At 72.1% G+C, this 20,729-nt stretch carries 19 protein-coding genes; 4 read left to right on the top strand and 15 right to left on the bottom strand.

Annotated elements, in window-relative coordinates; translation table 11 throughout:
• Positions 1–121: 121 nt before the first annotated feature.
• The 3 genes from ACIP9H_RS38945 to ACIP9H_RS38935 all read right to left on the bottom strand — a co-directional run bounded on the left by ACIP9H_RS38945 (position 122) and on the right by ACIP9H_RS38935 (position 3,006).
• On the bottom strand, positions 122–1,477 hold the full coding sequence (locus ACIP9H_RS38945; RefSeq protein WP_401963640.1) for a sensor histidine kinase: 1,356 nt from the start codon (positions 1,475–1,477) through the stop codon (positions 122–124).
• Positions 1,474–2,148 (bottom strand): response regulator transcription factor, encoded by a 675-nt coding sequence (locus ACIP9H_RS38940; RefSeq protein WP_360908249.1) that lies wholly within the window; start codon positions 2,146–2,148, stop codon positions 1,474–1,476. The genes ACIP9H_RS38945 and ACIP9H_RS38940 overlap by 4 nt, the downstream gene beginning before the upstream one ends.
• 87 nt (positions 2,149–2,235) lie before the next feature.
• Positions 2,236–3,006, bottom strand: coding sequence for a hypothetical protein (locus ACIP9H_RS38935; protein WP_401963638.1), 771 nt, complete (start codon positions 3,004–3,006; stop codon positions 2,236–2,238).
• Between the two features lie 207 nt (positions 3,007–3,213).
• Between ACIP9H_RS38935 and ACIP9H_RS38930 the strand changes: the two genes are divergently transcribed.
• Genes ACIP9H_RS38930 through ACIP9H_RS38920 form a run of 3 tightly spaced genes read left to right on the top strand, consistent with a single transcriptional unit; the run spans position 3,214 to position 6,730 of the window.
• Complete coding sequence (locus ACIP9H_RS38930) at positions 3,214–3,738, top strand: PadR family transcriptional regulator (RefSeq protein WP_360907915.1); 525 nt, start codon at positions 3,214–3,216, stop codon at positions 3,736–3,738.
• Entirely contained in the window at positions 3,735–4,433 is a 699-nt protein-coding gene (locus ACIP9H_RS38925) for an ABC transporter ATP-binding protein (RefSeq protein WP_401590669.1), read from the top strand. The genes ACIP9H_RS38930 and ACIP9H_RS38925 overlap by 4 nt, the downstream gene beginning before the upstream one ends.
• Entirely contained in the window at positions 4,430–6,730 is a 2,301-nt protein-coding gene (locus tag ACIP9H_RS38920) for an FtsX-like permease family protein (RefSeq protein WP_401963636.1), read from the top strand. The genes ACIP9H_RS38925 and ACIP9H_RS38920 overlap by 4 nt, the downstream gene beginning before the upstream one ends.
• Positions 6,731–6,989: 259 nt before the next feature.
• Here the strand turns inward: ACIP9H_RS38920 and ACIP9H_RS38915 are convergent, their stop codons facing one another.
• The 7 genes from ACIP9H_RS38915 to ACIP9H_RS38885 all read right to left on the bottom strand — a co-directional run bounded on the left by ACIP9H_RS38915 (position 6,990) and on the right by ACIP9H_RS38885 (position 14,426).
• Positions 6,990–8,078: a methyltransferase domain-containing protein gene (locus ACIP9H_RS38915; protein ID WP_401963651.1), complete on the bottom strand. Its 1,089-nt coding sequence runs from the start codon at positions 8,076–8,078 to the stop codon at positions 6,990–6,992.
• A gap of 170 nt (positions 8,079–8,248) precedes the next feature.
• Positions 8,249–8,926, bottom strand: a complete 678-nt coding sequence (locus tag ACIP9H_RS38910) for a response regulator (protein WP_401590675.1) — start codon at positions 8,924–8,926, stop codon at positions 8,249–8,251.
• Complete coding sequence (locus tag ACIP9H_RS38905) at positions 8,923–10,248, bottom strand: sensor histidine kinase (protein WP_401590677.1); 1,326 nt, start codon at positions 10,246–10,248, stop codon at positions 8,923–8,925. Before ACIP9H_RS38905 ends, ACIP9H_RS38910 begins: the two co-directional genes overlap by 4 nt.
• 79 nt (positions 10,249–10,327) lie before the next feature.
• Positions 10,328–11,176, bottom strand: a complete 849-nt coding sequence (locus ACIP9H_RS38900) for an ABC transporter permease (RefSeq protein WP_401590680.1) — start codon at positions 11,174–11,176, stop codon at positions 10,328–10,330.
• Positions 11,173–12,111: an ATP-binding cassette domain-containing protein gene (locus tag ACIP9H_RS38895; protein WP_401590683.1), complete on the bottom strand. Its 939-nt coding sequence runs from the start codon at positions 12,109–12,111 to the stop codon at positions 11,173–11,175. Before ACIP9H_RS38895 ends, ACIP9H_RS38900 begins: the two co-directional genes overlap by 4 nt.
• Positions 12,112–12,264: 153 nt before the next feature.
• On the bottom strand, positions 12,265–13,020 hold the full coding sequence (locus ACIP9H_RS38890; protein WP_401590685.1) for a polysaccharide deacetylase family protein: 756 nt from the start codon (positions 13,018–13,020) through the stop codon (positions 12,265–12,267).
• Entirely contained in the window at positions 13,017–14,426 is a 1,410-nt protein-coding gene (locus ACIP9H_RS38885) for a glycosyltransferase (protein ID WP_401963634.1), read from the bottom strand. The genes ACIP9H_RS38890 and ACIP9H_RS38885 overlap by 4 nt, the downstream gene beginning before the upstream one ends.
• A gap of 144 nt (positions 14,427–14,570) precedes the next feature.
• Between ACIP9H_RS38885 and ACIP9H_RS38880 the strand changes: the two genes are divergently transcribed.
• The gene (locus ACIP9H_RS38880) at positions 14,571–14,975 is read left to right on the top strand and encodes a BlaI/MecI/CopY family transcriptional regulator (RefSeq protein ID WP_401590691.1); all 405 of its coding nucleotides are present in this window, start codon (positions 14,571–14,573) and stop codon (positions 14,973–14,975) included.
• Between the two features lie 181 nt (positions 14,976–15,156).
• On the opposite strand, the gene ACIP9H_RS38875 is transcribed toward ACIP9H_RS38880, so the two are convergent.
• The 5 genes from ACIP9H_RS38875 to ACIP9H_RS38855 all read right to left on the bottom strand — a co-directional run bounded on the left by ACIP9H_RS38875 (position 15,157) and on the right by ACIP9H_RS38855 (position 20,672).
• Positions 15,157–15,933: a response regulator transcription factor gene (locus ACIP9H_RS38875; protein ID WP_401590694.1), complete on the bottom strand. Its 777-nt coding sequence runs from the start codon at positions 15,931–15,933 to the stop codon at positions 15,157–15,159.
• Between the two features lie 125 nt (positions 15,934–16,058).
• Entirely contained in the window at positions 16,059–18,716 is a 2,658-nt protein-coding gene (locus ACIP9H_RS38870) for an FtsX-like permease family protein (RefSeq protein ID WP_401590696.1), read from the bottom strand.
• The gene (locus ACIP9H_RS38865; RefSeq protein WP_401963632.1) at positions 18,713–19,426 is read right to left on the bottom strand and encodes an ABC transporter ATP-binding protein; all 714 of its coding nucleotides are present in this window, start codon (positions 19,424–19,426) and stop codon (positions 18,713–18,715) included. Before ACIP9H_RS38865 ends, ACIP9H_RS38870 begins: the two co-directional genes overlap by 4 nt.
• Positions 19,423–20,121, bottom strand: coding sequence for an ABC transporter ATP-binding protein (locus ACIP9H_RS38860; RefSeq protein ID WP_401590701.1), 699 nt, complete (start codon positions 20,119–20,121; stop codon positions 19,423–19,425). The genes ACIP9H_RS38865 and ACIP9H_RS38860 overlap by 4 nt, the downstream gene beginning before the upstream one ends.
• Entirely contained in the window at positions 20,121–20,672 is a 552-nt protein-coding gene (locus ACIP9H_RS38855; protein ID WP_360907944.1) for a hypothetical protein, read from the bottom strand. The genes ACIP9H_RS38860 and ACIP9H_RS38855 overlap by 1 nt, the downstream gene beginning before the upstream one ends.
• Between the last annotated feature and the right edge of the window lie 57 nt (positions 20,673–20,729).

The raw sequence follows: 20,729 nt of genomic DNA, 5'->3' as shown, positions 1-20,729 counted from the left end.
TTGTATGCAGCCGATTCGGAGCCTTCATGATGGGCCGGGCGTATCTGCCGTATCTGAACGGCGCAGTGTCCGCGCAGTTCACGGCCCTGCGGCGCCGGGGATGCCCGGCCTCAGTCCGGGGTCACGTTGCGGGAGGGAGGCGGAGCCGCATGCACAGCCCGTGCTCCGCCGGCTCGGCGGTAACGCGGCCGCCGTGCATCTCGGCGACCTGTTTGACGATGGCGAGCCCGAGTCCGGAGCCGGGTAGGGACCTGGCGGTCGGCGAGCGGTAGAAGCGGTCGAAGACGAAGGGCAGGTCGTCCGCCGGGATGCCGGGGCCCTGGTCGGTGACCGTGACCGTGCCGTCGGGGGCGACTCGGACCAGCACCTGGCCGCCGTCCGGGCTCCACTTGACCGCGTTGTCGACGAGGTTGCCGAGGGCCCGTTCCAGCGCATCGGGATCGGCGTGCACCAGGCACGGGGCCAGGTCGGTCCGCAGGGTGGCCTGAGGGCCGCGCCGGGCGATACGCGCGACGACCCGCTCGGCCAGGAGATCGAGGCGGGTGTCCTCGGTGTGAAGGTGCTGCTGCCCGTGGCGGGCCAGTTCGACCAGGTCGTTGACCAGGTCCCGGAGTTCCCGGGTCTGCGTGCGGGCCTGCTCGACCAGCGCGGGCGCCTGCGGGTCGGCCACGCCGGGCCCCTCGCTCAGCAGTTCCAGGTTGGTGGTGATACTCGTGAGAGGGGTGCGCAGTTCGTGCGAGGCGTCGGAGACCAGCCGTCGTTGTGCCGTCACCGACTCCTCGACCGCGGCCATCATCGCGGCGAAGGAGCGCGCCAGCCGGGCGATCTCGTCGCGGCCGTGCACGTCGATGCGCGCGGTGAGGTCCTGGGTCGCCGTGATGTGTTCGACGGTGTCGGTGAGTTGCCGCACGGGGCGCAGTACCCGGCCGGCCACGAGGCGGGCGCCGAGCGCGGCCAGCAGGGTGCCGCCGGCGGTGATGACGGCCAGGAGGACGGTGAGCCGGTCCAGGGTGGAGCTGACGACGGACTGCCGGATGGCGGCTCTGACCAGCGCACCGTCCCAGCCGCTCAACGGCGCGGTGTAGACGCGGTACGTCACGCCTTCGTACTCCGCGTCCTGGAAATACGCCGGCGCCCTGCCCCGCGCGACCTCGACGTCGTGGCTGCTGACGGGAAGGAAGCCGCCGCCCGGTCCGGCTGCGACCGGCGGGGCCACGAACTGCAGTTGTGTGGAGCCGACGGTGACCGGCGAGGTCGGCACGGTCAGGCGGGTGCCTTCCCGTTCCATCTGCTCCATCTTGAACTTGAAGTCCTTCAGCAGCTGCGACGCGTCACGGTCGGCGGCGGACGTCAGCACGTCGTCGCTCTGCCGGTGCAGCCCGGCACTGAGCGACGGGTAGATGACCAGCGAGGCCAGCAGCAGGGCCGCGAAGACCACGGTGCCGCCGGCCAGGGCCACCCGGTTGCGCAGAGTCACGGCTCCTCCCGCAGTACGTAGCCCAGTCCGCGGACGGTCTGCAGCAGTCGTGGTTCGCCGTCGGCCTCCAGCTTGGCGCGCAGGTAGCTGATGTAGACCCACAGGGCGTTGGAGGACGGGCCGAAGTCGTAGCCCCACACCGCGTCGAAGATCAGCGAGCGGCTCAGTACGCGATGGGGGTTGCGGAGGAAGAGCTCGAACAGGGCGTACTCGGTACGGGTGAGTTCCAGCGTCCGATCGCCGCGGCGTGCGCGGCAGGCGGCCACGTCCAGTTCCAGGTCGGCGAAGCGGATCAGCTCCGCCTGCGGAGGGCCGCCGCGGCGCAGCAGCGCACGGACACGAGCCCTGAGCTCGTCCAGGGCGAAGGGCTTGACCAGGTAGTCGTCGGCGCCCGCGTCCAGTCCGGCCACGCGGTCCTCGACGAGGTCGCGTGCCGTGAGCATCAGGATCGGCACGCGGTCGCCCCGTGCCCGGATCCTCCGGCACACCTCCAGCCCGTTGGGCTCCGGCATCAGCACGTCGAGGATGACGGCGTCAGCGCGGCCGGCCCCGAGTGCCGCCAGGGCCCCCGTCCCGTCCGCCGCCTCGACCACCTCATGGCCGTCCCGCGCCAGGGCCCGGGAGAGCGCCAGGCGCACCGCGTCGTCGTCGTCCACCACCAGCACACGCATGGCCGTCATCGTCCCGTCCGTGAGGTCAGCAAGGGATAAGGGGCGGCCGGACCGGACTGCTCCGGGCCGGCCGCCCCGCGTGATGGCTCAGCCCTTCGTGGACGGTCCCTGGGCGCCGAGCTCCCGCTTGGTGTCGGACAGGGCCTTCTCGAACCGGGCCGCGCTGACCCCGAGTTCCTTGGCGATGGCCCGGAACTTGGTGCTGCCGACCTCGATGCCGCCCGGTCGGCCGGCCTGCGTGAACAGCTCCCTGACCGCTCGCTCCGCCTCGGCGGTCCCCACACCCAGCCGGGTGGCGACGCCCGCCGCGAAGAGTTTCACGGCCTCGTCACCGTCCGAGCCCGCGTGCTTGATGACGGTCTTGCCGTCTCCCGGCTTGCCCTTGTCCCCGTGCTTGCCGCCTTCGACGTGTCCGCCGATGGCCCGCTTGGTCTCGGTGAGGGCCTTCTCGAGTTGCGCGGGGGTGGCTCCGAGCTTGCCGGCGACGGCGGCGAACTGACGGCTGTTCGGGTCGGTGCCGCCGCCGGGGCCGTCGGCCAGCGCGAACAGTTCCTTCACCGCTTCCTGCGCGGACGCGAGGCTCACGCTCAGGCGGGCGGCGATGCCCTTCGCCAGCGACGCCGCGATCCGTGCACGGTCCTCCTCGGGCCCCCCGGGCTTCCCAGGCTTTCCGGCCTTCTTTGCCTTCTCCGCCTCCGCGGCCGTTCCGGACGTGCCCGGCTTGACCTTCGCCTCGACGGCTGTGGCGGCCCCCGCCTTGGCCGGGCCGGGCGACGGGGCCGCGACTGCGGACGCCGTCAGGCAGCCCACCGTGGCGGCCGCGGCCGCCACGGTGATCCAACGCGCCTTGCTGCTCATGCGTGGTCTCCTTCGGGTTCACGGGCGAACCGGCGGCCGCCGGCGCCCGCGATCCAGCAGACCGTCCGGAGCTCAAGGGAACTCTCAGGAAACCTTAGGACGGCCTTATAAGGCGCAATGGGCGCGCGCTCATCACCCACGCTCTCCAATGGCCCCCGTCGGCAGGCTCGTTGACGTCGAGTAGATACTGAGTGTAGACACTGAGGTATGACTGTTCCTCTGGCGCTCCTCGGGCTCCTCGAACGGGAGTCGAGCCACGGCTACGACCTCAAACGCGATTACGACGCCTACTTCGGCCGGGGCAAGCCGCTGCCCGCCGGGCAGGTGTACTCGACCTTGAGCCGCCTCGCCCGCGACGGGAAGGTCGAGGTCGGCGAGGCCGAGCCCGGGTCGGGCCCGGACCGCAAGCGGTACGTGATCACCGAGCTGGGGGTCACGCAGGTCGAGACCTGGCTCACCGAACCCGTGGCGGGTGAACCGCACTTGCAGACCGTGCTGTTCACCAAGGTCGTACTGGCGCTGCTGCTGGAGCGCGACCCCCGCGCCTATCTCGACATCCAGCGCGCCTCCCACATGGAGCGGATGCGGGAACTGACCGAACTGCGCAGGACCGGCAGCACCATCGACTCGCTCCTCGCCGACCACGGCGTCTACCACCTGGAGGCCGACCTCCGGTGGATCGACCAGACCGTGGCACGCCTCGCCGCCCTCACCGCGGAGGTCCGCTCATGAATTCGAACGAAGGCCGGCTCGTGGAAGCCCGCAACGCCGTCCTGTCGTTCGGGCAGACCCCGGCGCTGCGGGGAGCCGACCTCTCCGTCCGCGCCGGCGAGATCCTGGCCGTCACCGGGCCCAGCGGGTCCGGCAAATCCACGCTGCTGCACTGCCTGGCCGGGATCCTGGTCCCCGACGCCGGCGAGATCTGGTTCGACGGACGGCGTCTCGACACCGAGCGCGAAGCCGAGCGCAGCGCGCTGCGCCGGGACCACTTCGGCTTCGTGTTCCAGTTCGGCCAGCTCGTCCCCGAGTTGACCGCCGAGGAGAACATCGCCCTGCCGCTGCTGCTCGCCAAGTCCCGCAGGGCGAGCGCGCTCGCCGAGGCCCGGCGGTGGTTCGGACGGCTCGGCCTGGACGGGCTCGAGGGACGCCGGTCCGGCGAACTCTCCGGGGGGCAGGCCCAACGCGTCGCCCTGGCCCGCGCCCTGGTGTCCCGGCCCCGCGTGCTGTTCGCCGACGAGCCGACCGGGTCGCTCGACTCACTCACCGGCGAGCACGTCATGGACCTGCTGGTCGACTCCGTGCGCCAGGAGGGCACCACCGTCGTCCTCGTCACCCACGAGCCGCGGGTGGCCGCCTTCGCAAGCCGCGAAGTCGTCGTCCGCGACGGCACGGTGACGCCGCTGTCCGTCGGACGGATCGCCTCGTGATCAACCTCGGCCTGCGCCTCACCCTGAACGGCGGCAGAGAGGCCGCCGCCCGGCTCGCCGTCATCGCGGCCGCGGTTGCCGTGGGAGTCGGCCTCCTGCTGAGCATCCTGGCGGCCGTCAATGCCACCGCCACCCAGAACAGCCGCAACGCCTGGCTCAACACCGGCACCGGCAAGAGCGCACCACACGCGTCGGCCGCGGAATCGGACGCGGACGCGGACCCGCTGTGGTGGCTGCTCAGGGCCGACCGCTTCGACGGCAGGCTCATCGGCCGTGTCGACGTCGCCGCCACCGGCCCGAACGCCCCGGTCCCACCCGGACTTCCGCGCCTTCCAGGACCGGGCGAGTTCTACGTGTCGCCGGCCCTCGGCAAGCTCCTCCACTCCACCCCGGCCGCCGAACTCGCCGACCGTTACCCCGGCCACGAGGTCGGTACGGTCGGCACGGCGGCACTCCCGGGACCCGACTCCCTGGTCGTCGTCATCGGCCACCACCCCGACGAGTTGGCGAAGCTGCCCGGGGCGACCCAGGTCACCTCGATCACCACCGTCGCACCCGGCAACTGCAACGGCACGAACTGCACGGTCAGGGCAGGCATCGACAACAGCGGGATCAAGCTCATCCTCTCCGTCGCGGGCACCGCCCTGATCTTCCCCGTGCTCATCCTCATCGGCACGGCCACCCGGCTGGCGGCCGCCCGCCGCGAGCAGCGCTTCGCCGCGATGCGCCTGGTGGGCGCCACACCGCGGCAGATCACGGTGATAGCGACCGTCGAATCAACGGTCGCCGCGGTCATCGGCACCGCCGCCGGTTTCGGCCTCTTCTCCTTGTTCCGCACGCAGTTGGCAGCTGTCGACCTCACCGGGACGCCGTACTTCGCCGACGACCTCACGCTCTCCACCGGCAACGTCCTTCTCGTCGCCGTCGCCGTCCCCGTAGGGGCCGCGATCGCGGCCCGGATCGCCCTGCGGCGCGTACAGGTCTCCCCGCTGGGGGTCACCCGGCGCGTCACGCCCCGCCCGCCGCGGATCCACCGGGTGATCCCACTGGTCGCCGGCATCGCCGAACTCTCCTGGGTCATCGGCCGGGTGCCCGAGAGCACCGACGGCCAGATCGTGGTCTTCGTCTCGGGAATTCTGCTGGTCCTCACCGGACTCGTGATCGCCGGCCCGTGGCTGACCATGGGCGGGGCCCGAGTCCTGGCCCGGGCCACCAGCAGGCCGGCGCTGCTCGTCGCGGGGCGGCGGCTCGCGGACGACCCGAAGGCAGGCTTCCGCGCCGTCAGCGGACTGGTCCTCGCCCTGTGCGTGACCAGCACCGCCGTCGGGATCATCGGCGCGCTGAACGCCGAACGCGGCATCCCGCCGGCCGCTCGCGCCGTCGCCGGCGCTGTCGACACCCATTACGTCTACGACTTCGACCACGCGACAGGGCGTCCGATCGGCAGCGTGCCCCCTCCCTCGAAGGCGGCCCTCGACGACCTGAACTCCGTACCGGGCGTCACGGGCGTGTTGGTGATCCACACGAACCCGCTCGGCACACCGGATCCCGGCTACGACGGCCAGGGTTCCACGACACCGCTGGTGGCGGGCCTGGCCTCGTGCGCGCAACTCGCGACGATGCCGGCCCACAACACCTGCGTCTCCGGAGCCGAAGCGGCGTCGGTCGCCCAGTACTTCGGCACCTTCGGGACCTATGAATGGGAGCACTGGCCCGAGGCATGGCCCGCCGCCGAGATCTCCGCCCCACGCCTCGCCCGCCTTCCGGTCGTGGAGATCGTCGTGGCCACCGACGGCTCGACAACGGCGATCGAACGCGCGCGCACCATCCTCATGAACGCGTACCCCGGCCAGGACGTCCCACGGACCGTCGAGGAGGATCACGCCGAAATGGGCGCACAGCTCGCCGGCTACCGGCAACTGGCCGACGTGGTCGTCCTGGTGAGTTTCCCCATCGCCGGCTGCAGCCTGGCGGTGAACGTGGCCGGAGGCCTGCGCGACCGCAAACGCCCCTTCAGCCTGCTGCGGCTGACCGGCACACCGCTCGGGATGCTGCGGCGCGTGGTGCTTCTGGAGTCCGCCGTGCCACTCCTGGTGGTCTCCGCCGTGGCGATCGGCACGGGCTTCCTGGCCGCTCAGCTCTTCCTGCAGGCCCAGTTCGGATACTCGGTCCAGGCACCGGGGATCCAGTACTACGCGATCGTGCTCACCGGGCTCGTGGCCTCGCTGGGGGTCATCGCATCCACGATGCCGCTTCTCCGGCGCATCACGGGACCGGAGACGGCACGCAACGAGTAGCCGAGACGACGACGGTCCGGGCCGGCCGACCCCGGCCGGCCCGAGCCGTCCCTCGTTCGGGGCCGCGGAATCGCGCACCGCCTGGTCGAAGAAGCCGGCCCCGCCACGCAGCGATCGCGCAGCCTCGCCGATCACCCGTCGCTGTCGCTGTCGCTGTCACGGCCGTACATCTCACGCCACTCCAGAAACGGGTCGTTCTGCCACCCCACCGCCCTGTGACCGGGTTCCAGGTCCAGCCCGGTCCCGCGGTCATGAGGGTTCAGGCTACGAGCAGGCGGAGGCCGAGCTCTGCTGCGTCGAGATCGACGAGGTCACGGTTGCGCTCGGCCCAGCGGCCTGAGGAAAGGTCGTCGCGCAGGCTGTTCACTGCCCGCCGCTCGGCCTCCGGCCCGACTCTGGTCCATACCGACACAGCGCGGCGCACCTGTTCATCCAGGTACGCCTCGGGCCGGCGCCAGTAGGCCTCGAGGAAGCCGTCAGCGCAGTCCCACGGGATGAGTACCGGCTCCATGCGAGCTCCGATCGCGCGGGCCAGCTGGTCCACCGAGGGCCGGCCGGCGACGAGGCCGGCGACCTCAGGCAGGTAGTCGCGGGTAAGCCAGAACCGGTGACGCCATCCGGTGTCACCGGTGTCGTGCGTGAACACCACCACGCGGCGGGCCACGCGCCGCATCTCGCGCAGCCCGGCGATCGGGTCCTGCCAGTGATGAACGGTGCTGAAGGCCATCGCCGCGTCGAAGGACTGGTCCTCGAACGGGAGGCTCTCCGCCGTGGCGGCCATGCACGGCGCCGCGCCCGTGGGACGCTGCGCCCGCATGACCGCCGACGGTTCCACCGCGGTCACGTCGCGGTCGGGTGGCTCGTAGGAGCCGGTGCCCGCGCCGACGTTCAGTACCGTCGTCGCGTCCCCCAGCGCCTCCCAGATCTTCGCGGCGATCCGCGGCTCGGTGCGCCGTGTCGCTGGGTAGGCGGATCCGATCACTTCGTACAACTGCGCCCCGAACATTGTCAGTTGTTCCTCAGGCGTCGTCCTGATGCCCATGGCCCGTGCCTCCAGTTCTTTGTCGATGGCCGTCACCATGGCAGCGGCGCGCTCGCGCTGTTCCAGCAGCAGACCGCGCAGCCGGCGCAGGTGCGCGGCCGCGTCGGTGGCCGGGTCGTGAACCAGATCCGCAATGTCGCGCAATCCGAAACCCAGCCGCCGGTAGGCAAGCACCTCCCGCAGTCGCTCCACGTCGCGAGCCGAGTAGGCCCGGTAACCGGCAGCGGTCCGCGCGGACGGTTGCACGAGGCCGATCTCGTCATAGTGGTGCAGCGTGCGGACGCTCACGCCGGCCAGCTCGGCCACACGTCCCACGGTCAGGTGCTCCTCCACGTCACCGACAATGCGGCATCACGCCACGTGAGGGTCAACGCTCGCCCCTGTCCGACTCTCCCGGGCCCCGGAAGTCCGATCTGCGCCGTCAACCACCCCTGCCCTGGGAGAGTATGTGGGGGAGTGCGGCCTGCCGGCCGAGGTCATTCGGGTGGACTCGGCCGGGTGAGCCCCAGGTCGTAGGCGAAGATGACGGCCTGCACGCGGTCGCGGGCACCGACCTTCATCAGCACCCGCCCGACATGGGTCTTGACGGTCGATTCAGACAGGACCAGACGCTCCGCGATCTCGCCGTTCGTCCACCCCTTTCCGATGGCGACCAGGATCTCCCGCTCGCGTCCGGTCAGGGCGTTCAGCCGGGGGTCGTCGGCCGCCGCGGCACCGGGAGGGCGAGCCGGCAGGTGGTGGGCGTAGGCGTCGAGAAGGCGCCGTGTCACGGCCGGGGCGACGACCGCGTCGCCTTCCGCGACCGCACGGATCCCCGCCAGCAACTCCTCGGGGCGGGCGTCCTTGAGCAGGAACCCGCTTGCCCCGGCGCGCAGTGCGGCATGGGCGTACTCGTCGAGGTCGAAGGTGGTCAGGACGAGGACGCGCGAGCGTCCTCCCGTGCCGACGATGAGGCGTGTGGCCTCGATGCCGTCCATGCCGGGCATCCGGATGTCCATCAGCACGACGTCCGGTCTCACCTCCGCGGCCAGGCGCACGGCCTCGGTGCCGTGCCCGGCCTCGCCGACCACGTCCGTGCCCGGCTGGCTCTCGAGGAGCATGCGGAAGCCGTAGCGTTGCAAGGGCTGATCGTCCACGATCAGAACTGTGGTCATGTCAGGCCGCCCACGGTGTCGAGCTCTTGGGGGAGTTCGAGGACGGCCACCACCGTCCAGCCGCCGTCGGAGCCGGGGCCCGCCGTGACCGTTCCGCCGTAGAGGGCGGCGCGCTCTCGCATGCCCGCGAGCCCGTGCCCCTCCTCTCCCGGCCGGAGGCGCGGAGCCTCGCCGGGCGGCCCGCTGTCCTCGACGCGGACCCGCAGCCGGGCACTGTCGGCGGCCACCGTGAGGTGTGCCCGCGTCTGCGGTCCGGCGTGCTTGAGGGTGTTGGTGAGTGCTTCCTGCGCGATGCGGTAGGCCATCAGCTGCAAGCCGCGGTCCAGGGTGTCCAGGTCGCCGCCCGCTGTGTAGACGACCTCGGGTCCGGCCGCGCGGATCCGGGAGCACAGGGCGTCGATGTCGGCGATGCCCGGCTGAGGGTTCAGCTCCGGAGCCTGGTGCGCCGTCTGGTCACGCAGCACGCCGAGCAGACGGCGCAGCTCGCCCAGCGCCTGCCGGCCGGTGTCACCGATCAGCGTCAGGGCCTCCCGGCCGCGCTCGGGGGAGGCCGCCACCGCGTACGCGCCGCCGTCGGCCAGTGTGACGATCACGGAGAGGTTGTGCCCGATGATGTCGTGCATCTCACGGGCCACGCGGGTGCGTTCGCTCGCCGCGGCAAGCCTGCTGCGCTGATCCCTCTCGACCTCCAGGCGGGCCGCCCGCTCCCGCAGGCCGGCCAGCTGGGCACGGCGGATCCGTACCGCGATGCCGACCGCGACGGCCGCGGTCGCGGTACTGAACAGGAAGAACGACGAATCCCAGAAGGACACCGCGGCGGACAGCCGTACCGCCACCAGCGCCAGGCCCCCGGCCATCGCCACGCAGGCCCACGCCAACTGCCGCAGCCGCCCGTGCAACGCCAGGCTGTACAGGGCGACCAGCAGGGCGACGTCCGCCCGGAGCACCGCGCCGAGGGCCCACTGCACCACGAACACCGCCATGACAGCGCCGAAGGCGGTCGCCGGGCGCCTGCGCCGCCACAGCAAGGGCAGCAGCAGACCCGCCTGCAACAGCACCGTCGCGGGCAGCGGCAACTGGGTGAAGGCGATCCGGTGCTCGCGCGGGCCGTCGTCGTCGTGGACCAGATCGGGAACGCAGAACACCAGCAGGACCACGATCACCACCAGCGTGTCCAGCACCCACGGATGGTCGCGGTCCGCCTGCCGCACACGCTGACCGACCCCGGCCAAACGCAGGAAGACCGGATGGCCCGACAGCGGATCGCCGTCCGCGGCCGGCGGCAGGCCCGGGTCGAAAGGGGCGGTGTCCTGATGGCTCATGGATGTCACTCGTTCATCGTCGGCGGGGAAAGGCCGTCGCGGCACCCGGAACGGACCGGATGCCGCGGGACCACGCTGCTCACACGTCGGTGCGCACCAGGCGGACGGCGGCGCCGGCCAGCGCGGCCGCCGTCCACACCACGAAGACCACCAGGCCGGCGAGCGGTGACAGCGTCGTCGCGTCGTGGTGCAGGGTGAACATCGCCTCGCCCGCGTTGCTGGGCAGGTAGGGGCTGATGTTGTCCTGCCACGAGGTGGGCAGGAGCGACACCAGGCCGGGAACGAGCATGAGCGAGGCCACCAGCACCGAGATGCCGCCCGCCACCGAACGCAGGAGCGCACCCAGGGCGACACCGATCACGCCGACCAGGCCGAGGTAGAGCGCCGCACCCAGCAGGCTGCGGACCACGCCCGCATCCGAGAGCGTCATCGCCGCCCGGGTCTGCGCGACGATGCCGCTGTCGGCGAGGAAGGTGGCGAAGACCCCGGCCGTGCTCAGCACGAGCGCGATCACGCCGAAGACCGCGGCCTTGGACCACAGCACCGGGAGGCGGCGCGGTACGGCGGCCAGGGTCGAGCGGATCATGCCGGTGGAGTACTCGCCCGCGGCGACCAGCACCCCCAGGACGCCGAGCGCCAGCTGGGCGAAGTTGGTGCCGAACAGCGACAGGCTCAAGGCGGTGGCATCCGCGAAGTCGTGGTCCATGGGCCGGCCCGAGGAGATCCTCGACTTGAACTGGAACGCGGCGATCAGACCGAACGCGACCAGGAACAGCAGGCCCAGCCCGAGGGTGATCCAACTGGAGCGCAGCGACCACAGCTTGGCCCACTCCGAGCGCAGCACACGCGCCGCGGTCACCTTGTAGGCGGGCCGTTCGGGCAGTACGGCGGACGGCGCGGGAACCGTGTCGGGCGCGATGGTGCTCATGCGGCACTCCTGAGGGTCTCGATGCCGGTCACGGAGCCGTGGTACTCCACGGCGTCCTTGGTCAGGTCCATGAACGCCTCCTCCAAAGAGATCGTCCGCGGGGCCAGCTCGAACAGCGCGATGCCGTGCCCGGCGGCCCTGAGCCCGATCGCACGTGCCGACAGACCGGTCACCAGAAGCTCCTCGGAGCCGGACCGTCCGGTGATCTCCACACCCGGCCCGGCCAGGACCTCGCGGAGCCGGGCGGGGTCGCCGGTCGCCACCTTGACCACGTCACCGCCGGCCTGCCGGACCAGTTCCCGGACCGTGGTGTCCGCCAGCAGCCGGCCGCGTCCGACGATGATCAGGTGGTCCGCGACGAGCGCGACCTCACTCATGAGGTGCGAGGAGACGAAGACGGTGCGGCCCTCGGCGGCGAGCCCGGTGAGGAGGTTGCGGATCCACAGGACGCCCTCCGGATCCAGACCGTTGACGGGTTCGTCCAGCATCACGGTCGCCGGGTCACCCAGCAGAGCCGCCGCGATGCCCAGGCGCTGTCCCATGCCCAGGGAGAACGCGCCGGCGCGCTTCCTGGCGACCGACTGCAGGCCGGTGAGCTCGATGACCTCCTCCACACGGCTGCGGGGAATGCCGTGGGTGTGGGCCTGGGCCATCAGATGGTTGAACGCCGACCGGCCGGGGTGGATCGACTTGGCCTCCAGCAGCGCGCCGACCTCCTGGAGCGGCGCGGCGTGCCCGGCGTAGCGACGGCCGTTGACCTGCACCGATCCACTGGTGGGCGCGTCCAGCCCGACGATCATCCGCATGGTGGTGGACTTGCCCGCGCCGTTCGGACCCAGGAACCCGGTGACGGTGCCGGGGCGCACCGTGAAGTCCAGTGCGTCGACCGCGGTCTTCTCCCCGTACCGCTTCGTCAGCTGGTGTGCCTCGATCATCGGACGCTCCTGGGTCGTCGTGGGTCGGACCGCCCGACCGCCTCACCTGCAACGCTAAGTTCCGCCACGGCGCGATCCGTGGTACCGGGGGCCGATCATCGGCCGGCCGGTAGTACCCCGGTACCACTGGCCGCGCGGACGACGGATCGGCCCTTACGGCTCGGAGCGGGCGCGCGACGGCCCGCCCGCCCAGTGGTCACGCAGTGGTCCCACGGTCAGGCCGCTCTCCTGGCAGGTGTCGAGGATGTGCGGCAGAGCGCCGAGGGCGGACCGCCAGGCACCCGGAGCGGACGTGCAGTCGGAGTCATGGAGCAGGATCGTGCCGCCGCCGCGCAGATCGGCGGTCACCGTGCGGTGGACGGACCGCGGGGTGGCACGCGCTCTCCAGTCCTCGCCCCAGCACGTCCACAGCACCGGCGTCAGGCCCAGTCGGCGCGCGGTCAAGTGCGCGGCAGTGGTCATGACACCGTACGGCGGCCGGAACAACCGGGGCTGCCGGCCGGTGAGGTCGGCGACCAGGTCACGGGCGCGGGCCAGGTCGTCGTACGTGGCTCGGGGACCGCGCAGCAGCAGCGGCCGGTGGCGCCAGCCGTGGACGGCGATCTCATGTCCCGCCAGGGCGATGTCGCGGACCAGGCCGGGGGAGCGGCGCGCCTCGCTGCCCAGGAGGAAGAAGGTGGCATGCACCCGTCGGGCGGCGAGCAGCCGCAGGAAGAAGGGGGTGGACAGCGGGTCCGGGCCGTCGTCGAACGTGAGGGCCACATGGTCGCTTCGGCCCTGCCCGGCCAGGCGGGGCATGACGCGGTTGCGCAGCGGCCCGAACGTGGAGACGACGGGCGCCGCATGGGCGGCCGCGAGCGCGGGCAGCGCCACCAGGGCGGTGGTGCGCAGGAATCGGGCGGTGGTCACGGCTGGCTTCCCTCGAACGTCGGGGCGGGTGTGAAGTCGTCGGGGTCGAGTCGGTGGTCGATCGCGCGCATCAGACCTGGATAGTCGTGCGCGGTGGCCGCCATCCCCAGCCCGACGCCGCCTGCCCACAGCCCGCACGCCACGGCGACGGTGGCGGCCAGCCGGTACACCGCGAGACGCGGCCGGGGCGTCCGGGGGAGGAGCGGGCGCCGTGCGGTCACGCTGCCGGGGTGCGGGACGGATGCGCCGCTCCGACCCGCCCTCAGGACGGCGGCCGCGGGGCCGGTGTCCGGTCCGGCGGCGAACAGGGCCAGTCCTGCGGCCCGTTGCAGCAGTCCTCGTGGGCCGTGGATGAGATCCGCGAGACCAGGGGCGAGAGCGTCGGGCGTACGTATCCACGCGGCGAGCCCTGCCTCGTCCAACGCGGCCGCGTTCGTCAGACCGTGACCGGGGATGCAGCGGTAACTGGCGACCGGAAGCCCGCAGGCGAACGCCTCCAGCGAGGTGAGACCGCCCGCGTTCTGCACCAGGACGTCCGCGGCGTTCATGAGCGCGGGCATGTCGTCGGTCCACCCGAAGACATGCCCGATGTCGTCCGCCCGCAGCCGTTCGGCCAGGGAGGTGTTGCGGCCGCAGACGACGACCGGGATCGCGGCACCGCCGGCACGTATCTCCGCCGCGACCTGCCGCACCGGCCCCACGCCCCAGGAGCCCGCGACCAGCAGAGCCAGCGGAGCATCCTCCGGCAGACCCAGCCGGGCGCGCGCCGCTCGCCGTTCCTGCGGGCCGGCCGGAGCGAATCGCGGATCGGTGACCGGCCCGCACACCCGTACGTCGGACGCACCCAGGGCACGCGCCTGGGCTGCGGGAACGGCGTGCGCGGCCAAGTGGGCGTCGACGCCCGGCGCCACCCAGAGCGGATGCACGGAGAAGTCGGTCAGGTAGGTGAGGACGGGCACGCTCAGCCGGCCGCCCAGGCGCAGCGCGCCGAGAATGCGGCTCGCGCCGGGGTAGGTGGAGACGATCACGCTCGTATCGGGGGGCAGCGCCCGCAGCACCCGCCGTTCGGCGACACGGAGCAGGGCGCCGGCCGCCGGGCCGGTCCCGCCCGCCTGCTCGGTACTGCTGTAGATCCGCTGGTAGGCCCAGGGCGCGTGGACCAGGAGCCGGTGGTAGGCGGTGCCGAGAGCCCGGCCCAGGTGTGCCGGCAGCAGGTCGAGGAGGTCGAACCGGTCCACAGGGGTGCCGCTGAGAGAGATGCGCCGGGCCAGCTCGGCGGCGGCGCCGTCGTGTCCTGCTCCCATGCTGGCGGAGATGATCACGACTCTGCCCGGGGTGTTCAGCGGCTCGGAGAGGGGGACGGCGTCCGCCGTGCTCGGGTCAACCATTCCGCGGACGTTCGACATGGGATTTCCTCCGTGCGCTGGTGGGAGCGGCGAAACTCTACAACATGTAGTAGATGGCGCCGCTCCCGTGCGCTTCTGCCCGCTACAGGCGTCAGGGTGTCCGGCGGTAGCCTGAGGGGCCGAGTCGAGAAAGGGGCGAGCGCAGTGCCCGACAAGCGTGACGAGTCCGGTGCGACGCCCCGTCGTGCACGCGGAGAGCTCGAACGTGACGTCCTCGCGGCCCTCTGGGCCGCGCGCGAACCGATGACGGCCGGCCAGGTGCAGCAGCGACTGTCAGGAGACCTGGCCTACACCACCGTCCTCACGATCCTGGTCCGGCTGCACGAAAAGGGCGCGGTGCACCGTCACCGGCAAGGGCGCGGCTACGCCTACGCGGCGACGCGCGACGAGGCGTCCCACACCGCCCAGCGGATGCGCACCCTGCTCGACGCCGGATCGGACCGGGAGGCCGTGCTGGCCCGCTTCGTCTCCGAACTCTCCACGGCGGACGAGCAGATGCTGCAGCGACTGCTGTCCGACAGTGAGGCGCACGGCGGCAAGGCTTCGTGACGGCCGGTCCGGCCGGGCCGGCTTTCGGGGGGCGGCCGTCGTCGGGCACCTGGTGCATGCGGCGTCCCTTCCGACGGCGAGCCTCGCGGATGCTTTGACCTACAAGACGTAGTAGCTCCGCTCGGGGTTCCCGTGGAGCCGTTCGCCGGCTTTCCGCCCGCCAAGGGGCCCCCGGCCTCGCTCACGCACCGTCGGTCGGTCCGTTCGCCTCCTTGCCGAGTCCGGGGGAGGAGCCACTCGACTCAAGCCGGTACCCGTGCCCCCGCAGGGTTGTGATGTCAGGCGGGCGGACCCCTGGCCGACCGGCGGCGGCACTCTCGTTCAGCCGGCGGCGCAGCGACGCGATGGTGACGTCCAGGGTCTTCGTGGGACCGAACCAGTTCTCGTCCCACACCTGCGCCATCAGCGTCTCCCGGGACACAGCCGTCCCGGAGCGCCGGGCCAGCAGCGCGAGCACCTCGAACTCCTTGGGGCGCAGCATCACTTCGTGATCACCGAGCAGGCAGCGCCGCGCCTCGACGTCGACGGTCAGGTCACCCACCAGCACCGGGCCCTCCTGGGGTGCGGCGACCGATGGTCGGCGCCGCAGGTGCGCCCGGAGCCGGGCCAGCAGCACCGAGAGACTGAACGGCTTGACGAGGTAGTCGTCCGCGCCCGCGTCGAGCCCGGCGATCACGTCGATCTCGTCGCTTCGTGCCGTCAGGATCACGATGAGCAGCGACGGGCAGTCGGTGCGCAGCCGGCGTGCGACGTCGACGCCGTCACTGTCGGGCAGGCCCAGGTCGAGCAGGACCACGTCCGGGTCGGTGCGGGACACCTCGGCGATGCCGCTGGTGCCGGTGCGGCACCAAGTGCAGGCGTAGCCGCCGCCCCGCAGGCCGGTCTCCAGGTGCCGGCCGATCACTTCGTCGTCCTCGATGACGAGGATCCTGGTCTGCGGGGAAGACGGTGCGGCCATGCTGCGAAGGGTAGGGCGTCCTGCTCCGGACGCGGCGGCGCCCGGCTGTGCGGCGGCCTCGGACGGCTCGCGGCGGGTCCCGTTCGAGGGACACGGTTCCCGCCGCGGCCGGTGCCGCGCCGGTGTCACAGATCGCGGAGTTCTTCGACGGCCGGCCGGGTGGCACGACGCGTCGCGTTCATGGCGGCGCCCGCGATCGCCGCGACGGCGATCAGGAGAGTGAGGACGAGGTAGGCCCACGGCACCGCGATGCTTGCCGGTGGCGGGTCGAAGACGCCGGTCAGGACCTTGACGAGCATCTGCGACAGCGCCCACCCGATCAGCACACCTCCGGCCAGCCCTGCCACCGTCAGCACCCCCGCCTCGCTGAAGGCCAGGCCCCGCAGTTGACGGCGCGAGGCCCCCAGCACGGTGGCTATCGCGAAGGTCCGCCGCCGTTCCGCCAGGCCGAGAGCGAGGACGATGCCCCCCGCCCCGGCAGCCAGCAGGACGGCGAAGACCAGCTCGATCCGGGTCAGACCCGACAGGTCCACCGAGGTCAGACTGGAACCCACGGTGGAGCGGGTCCGCGTGATGTCCGTGACGGTCGCGGATGTCCCGAGCGCGTGGTGCAGCCGGGTGGCGACGTCCTTCTGGCCGGTGCCGCCGGTGTCCACGAGGAACGCACCGATCGCGTCACTGCCCGTGGCCCGCGCCACGTAGCTCGCGTTGGCGACGAAGAAGCTGTCACTGGGGGCGGTGGGGAACTCCTTGACGACCCCCGCATAGCGGAACGGCACGGTGTGCAGGGCCTTGCTGCGGCTGTCCTGGAGCCGCAGATTGAGGGTGTCCCCGGGCACCAACTGGAAGTCCTTCACGGTCTCCTCGCTGACCAGCACCGAGTCGGGATGCGCGGCAAGGGTGTCCATCAGGCTCTTTGCGGTGCCGCCCGCGAAGTAGGCGTCCTGCAGCGACGTGGCCGAGGCGATGGTGGTCGGGCGGACGCCGTAGAGGTCCTGCAGGTCCGAGCCGACATAGGCGAATCGGTGCTGGAGGGGTTCCACATGGCGGACGCCGGCGACGGCAAGTCCTTGCGCTGCGTCCGGGCCGACGTAGGTCCCCGGTGACTGGGCGACCGTCACGTCCGCGCCGTTGGTCAGCCGGGCGTCCACCTCGGCCTGCTGTTTGTATGTCGCGTTGAATGTGGCTGTGGACGCCGCGAAGGACACCGCCAGCGCGAGCAGGACCACGGCGCGGGCCAGTGGGCGGCGCCCACGGGACATGCCGGCCGCGGTGGTGCCCGCCAGTGTGCCGGTCAGCGGCCGCACCGCGCGGGCCAGCGGGCCGCGCCCATGGGCGAGGGCCCAGGACACCAGCCGCCACAGCAGCAGCGCGGAGCCCAGCCACAGAAGCGAAGGGCCCAGGAACGCCCAGTAGGACACGGAGACGGCCGCGACACCCTCCGGCGCCAGGACCAGGGCGTACTGATTGCCGCTGGACGCCCGGAACACCAGGAACGCGACGGCGATGAGCAGGAAATCCACGCCGCACCGCATCCACCACGCTGTACGCCCCCGGTCGATGCCGGAGCGGGCCTCGGCGACGGACACGCCGCGCAGATCCCGCACCGCCGGCACCAGCACCGTGGCGCAGGCGATGGCCAGGCCGAGCAGCAGCGCCCCGGAGAACCAGCCCGCAGCCGAAGCGGTGGTGGCGCCGAACGACCCGGCGCCGAAGGCAAGTTTCCCGGCGAGCGCCGCGAGGCCCAGCCCCACCACCCCACCGCACAGGCCGACGGCCAGGGCCTCACCGGCAGCGGCTGCCGCCACCTGACGGGCGCGCAGACCCCGGGTGCGCAGCAGTGCCTGTTCCCGGCGACGCCGCTCACCACCTGCGCCGGCGACGGACGCCGTCAGCAGCGCGGCCAGGACCACCCCGGGAACACCGAGGAACAGGAACAGGATCTGCGCGTACAGGGCGTCCTGGCGCGCCGCGTCCAGCGCCGCGCCGAGATTGTCGCCCACGAGTGCCCCGCCGGCCGTGTGGGCCTCGAGGTTGTGCGCGGCTCCGGTGACGTCGGTGTAGGCGGCAGCAGGGTCGGCCGGCAGCGTGCCGTCGCGGCGGACGTGGAGCTGGGTGGTGACGGAGGCCGGGTCGGACGCCTTCTCCTGCGCGGTGAGCGTGGCGAACATCGCCGAAGGCAGCAGCAGGACGTTGTCGGGCGGTGCGGTCGGCTGGGACTGCGGCGGGGCGCCGACCTTCTGGAACAGGGAGTCTGCCTGGGGAAGGTCGACCACCCCGGCGACCGTCACGGTCGCCGGTCTGCCGCCCGGCAGTTCGACGGTGACCGTGTCGCCGACGCCGGCGTGGAGATTGGCGGCGGTCTGCTGGGCGAGCAGGACCCCGCGGGTGGAGCCGGTCAGCGAGCGGATCTCCGCGGGGAAGTCCCGCTGGTAGCCGTCGGGCAGGCCGAGCACCATGCCGGGGCCGGTGCTCTGCGTGGTTCCGCCGGAGACGGCGCGGAAGCCGGTGCTGCGGGCGAAGCCGACACTCTGCACGGTGTGCACACCGGGCGCTCGGCGCACCGCGCGCAGCACAGTGGCCGGGTCGGCGTCCGGCTGGACCTCGACCTGCCAGTCCACCGCGACAGAACGAACGGCTCGGGCCGTCATCGTCGACTTCGACGCGGTCAGGAACGCGCCCAGGGACGCCACCAGTGCGACGGCCAGGGCGACGCCGAGCGCGGTGCCCAGCAGGCGGCCGCGCCGGTGCCGGATGAGCCCGTTCAGCCAGGTGACGATCACGATGCGTTCTCCCGTGTCCTGGTCGTTGCCGTCGTCTCAGGGGGTGTGCCGGGCACGAGCCGGCCGTCGCTCATGGACCATTGCTGGTCCAAGCGCCGGGCGACGGACGGATCGTGGGTCGTCACCAGCAGCGCGGCGCCGAGGTCGTCGGCGGCCGCGAGCAGGACGTCCATGACGTGCCGTCCGGTGGCCCGGTCCAGCTGCCCGGTCGGTTCGTCCGCCAGAACCAGCCGCGGCCGCATGGCCACGACACGCGCGACGGCCACCCGCTGCGACTGTCCGCCCGACAACTCCTGCGGCAACTTGTTCCGCAGGTCCGCCGCATCCACCTGATCCAGAGCGGCCAGCGCCCGCTGACCGGCATCGCCTTCCGCGACACCGGCCAGAACCAGTGGCAGGGCGGTGTTCTCCACCACGTTCAGTGCGGGGATCAGGCTCGGTCCCTGAAAGACGACGCCGATGCGCGAGGCGACCCGGCCGGTGAGGGCGGGCCAGGTCACCTCCCCCTGTGTGGCGCGTTCCAGTCCGGCCATCAGGTGCAGCACAGTGGACTTCCCCGACCCCGAAGGCCCGGTGACCGCGATCCGGTCGCCCGCACGGACCTCGCAGCTGGCGCCGTGCACCGCGACCACCGCGGTCGGGCCCCGGCCGAAGGTGAGCGCGGCATCACGGCAGCGCACCACGACCTCATCCACCTCGTCGGCGGTCATCGCTGAATCCTCCCGTCCCGCAAGGCGATCACGCGATCGGCGATCTTCACCGCTTCGGGGCTGTGCGTGACGATGAGCACGCCGCACCCCGATTCCGCGCGGCCGCGGAGCAGCCGCAGGATCTCCCGCTCCGTGGCGCCGTCCAGTTCCCCGGTGGGCTCGTCGGCGAGCAGCACGTCCGGATCGTTGGCCAGTGCGACGGCCAGACCGGCACGGGCCAACTCCCCACCCGACAACTCCTGCGGCAGCGCACGGGCCCGCCCCCTGATCCCGACCTGATCCAGCAGCACGCCGGCATCCGCGGGACCGGCGCCCCGCGCGGCCCTGCGCGCGAGGCGGATGTTGGCGGTGACGTCGAGGTGGGCGATGAGATTGCCCGACTGCAGCAGGATTCCGACGCGGCGTGCCCGGATCCGCGCCCGCAGTGCCTCGGGCCGGTGGCTGATCCGCTCCCCGCCCACGTGGACATCGCCGCCCGCCGGTTCGTCCAGCCCGGCCAGACAGGCGAGCAGCGTGGACTTGCCGGAGCCCGAAGGCCCGACCACGGCGACGGTCTCCCCACGCCGGACCCGCAGGCTCACTCCACGCAGCGCGAGGGTTTCCTCCTCGCCCGCGCGAAAGAACCGGTAGAGCTCCCGAGCGGTCAGCGCGTCCGGGCCGGGGACGGCCTCGTCCGGCGCCGCAACCGCGGCCATCACTGCCACCGCAGCGAGTCGGACACGATCCGCCAGGGGTCGACGTTGTCGGCCTTCACCGGCCCGGACAGCGTGAGGTCGACCTCACGGCCCTGCTGGTGGAAGGCGTACCGCTCGAAGGCGTCGTGCACCGCTTTGCCTGTGACGGCATTCGTGCCGGAGTCCCCCTGGTAGGTCAGGAGGACCACCGACCCCGCCTTCCGGCTGACGGTGCTGACCTTCCCCAGCGCGAACCCGGGCACCTTCTGCCGCAGTGCCGGCACCACCTGCGAGGTCACCGACTGCGTCGTCGGACCGGCGTTCGACGACGCCGAGACGATCTCGATCCGGTTCAGCTTGTCGGTGAACACGACGGTGTCACCCGATGTCGTGCGGGACCAGCCCTCGGGAACCTCGACCGTGAATCCACCCGCCGGTGGCCGGTAGGTCACGAACGCCTGGTTGTCGGGGATGTCACCGGCCGGGTTGACCTCCTGCGTTCCCGCGGTGCCGCCGTCGGCGGTACCGGACGGATCCGTCCCGCCGCCACATCCGGCCACCAGTGCCGCCATCACGGCACCGGCTGCTGCCGCGGAAAGGACGCACCTGCGTCGCATCATCGAACCGCC

It is taken from the genome of Streptomyces sp. NPDC088732, from assembly GCF_044751205.1.
Taxonomy (GTDB): Bacteria; Actinomycetota; Actinomycetes; order Streptomycetales; family Streptomycetaceae; genus Actinacidiphila.
Note: the sequence above shows the minus strand (reverse complement) of the source record. Positions and strands in the feature narration are given on the sequence as shown.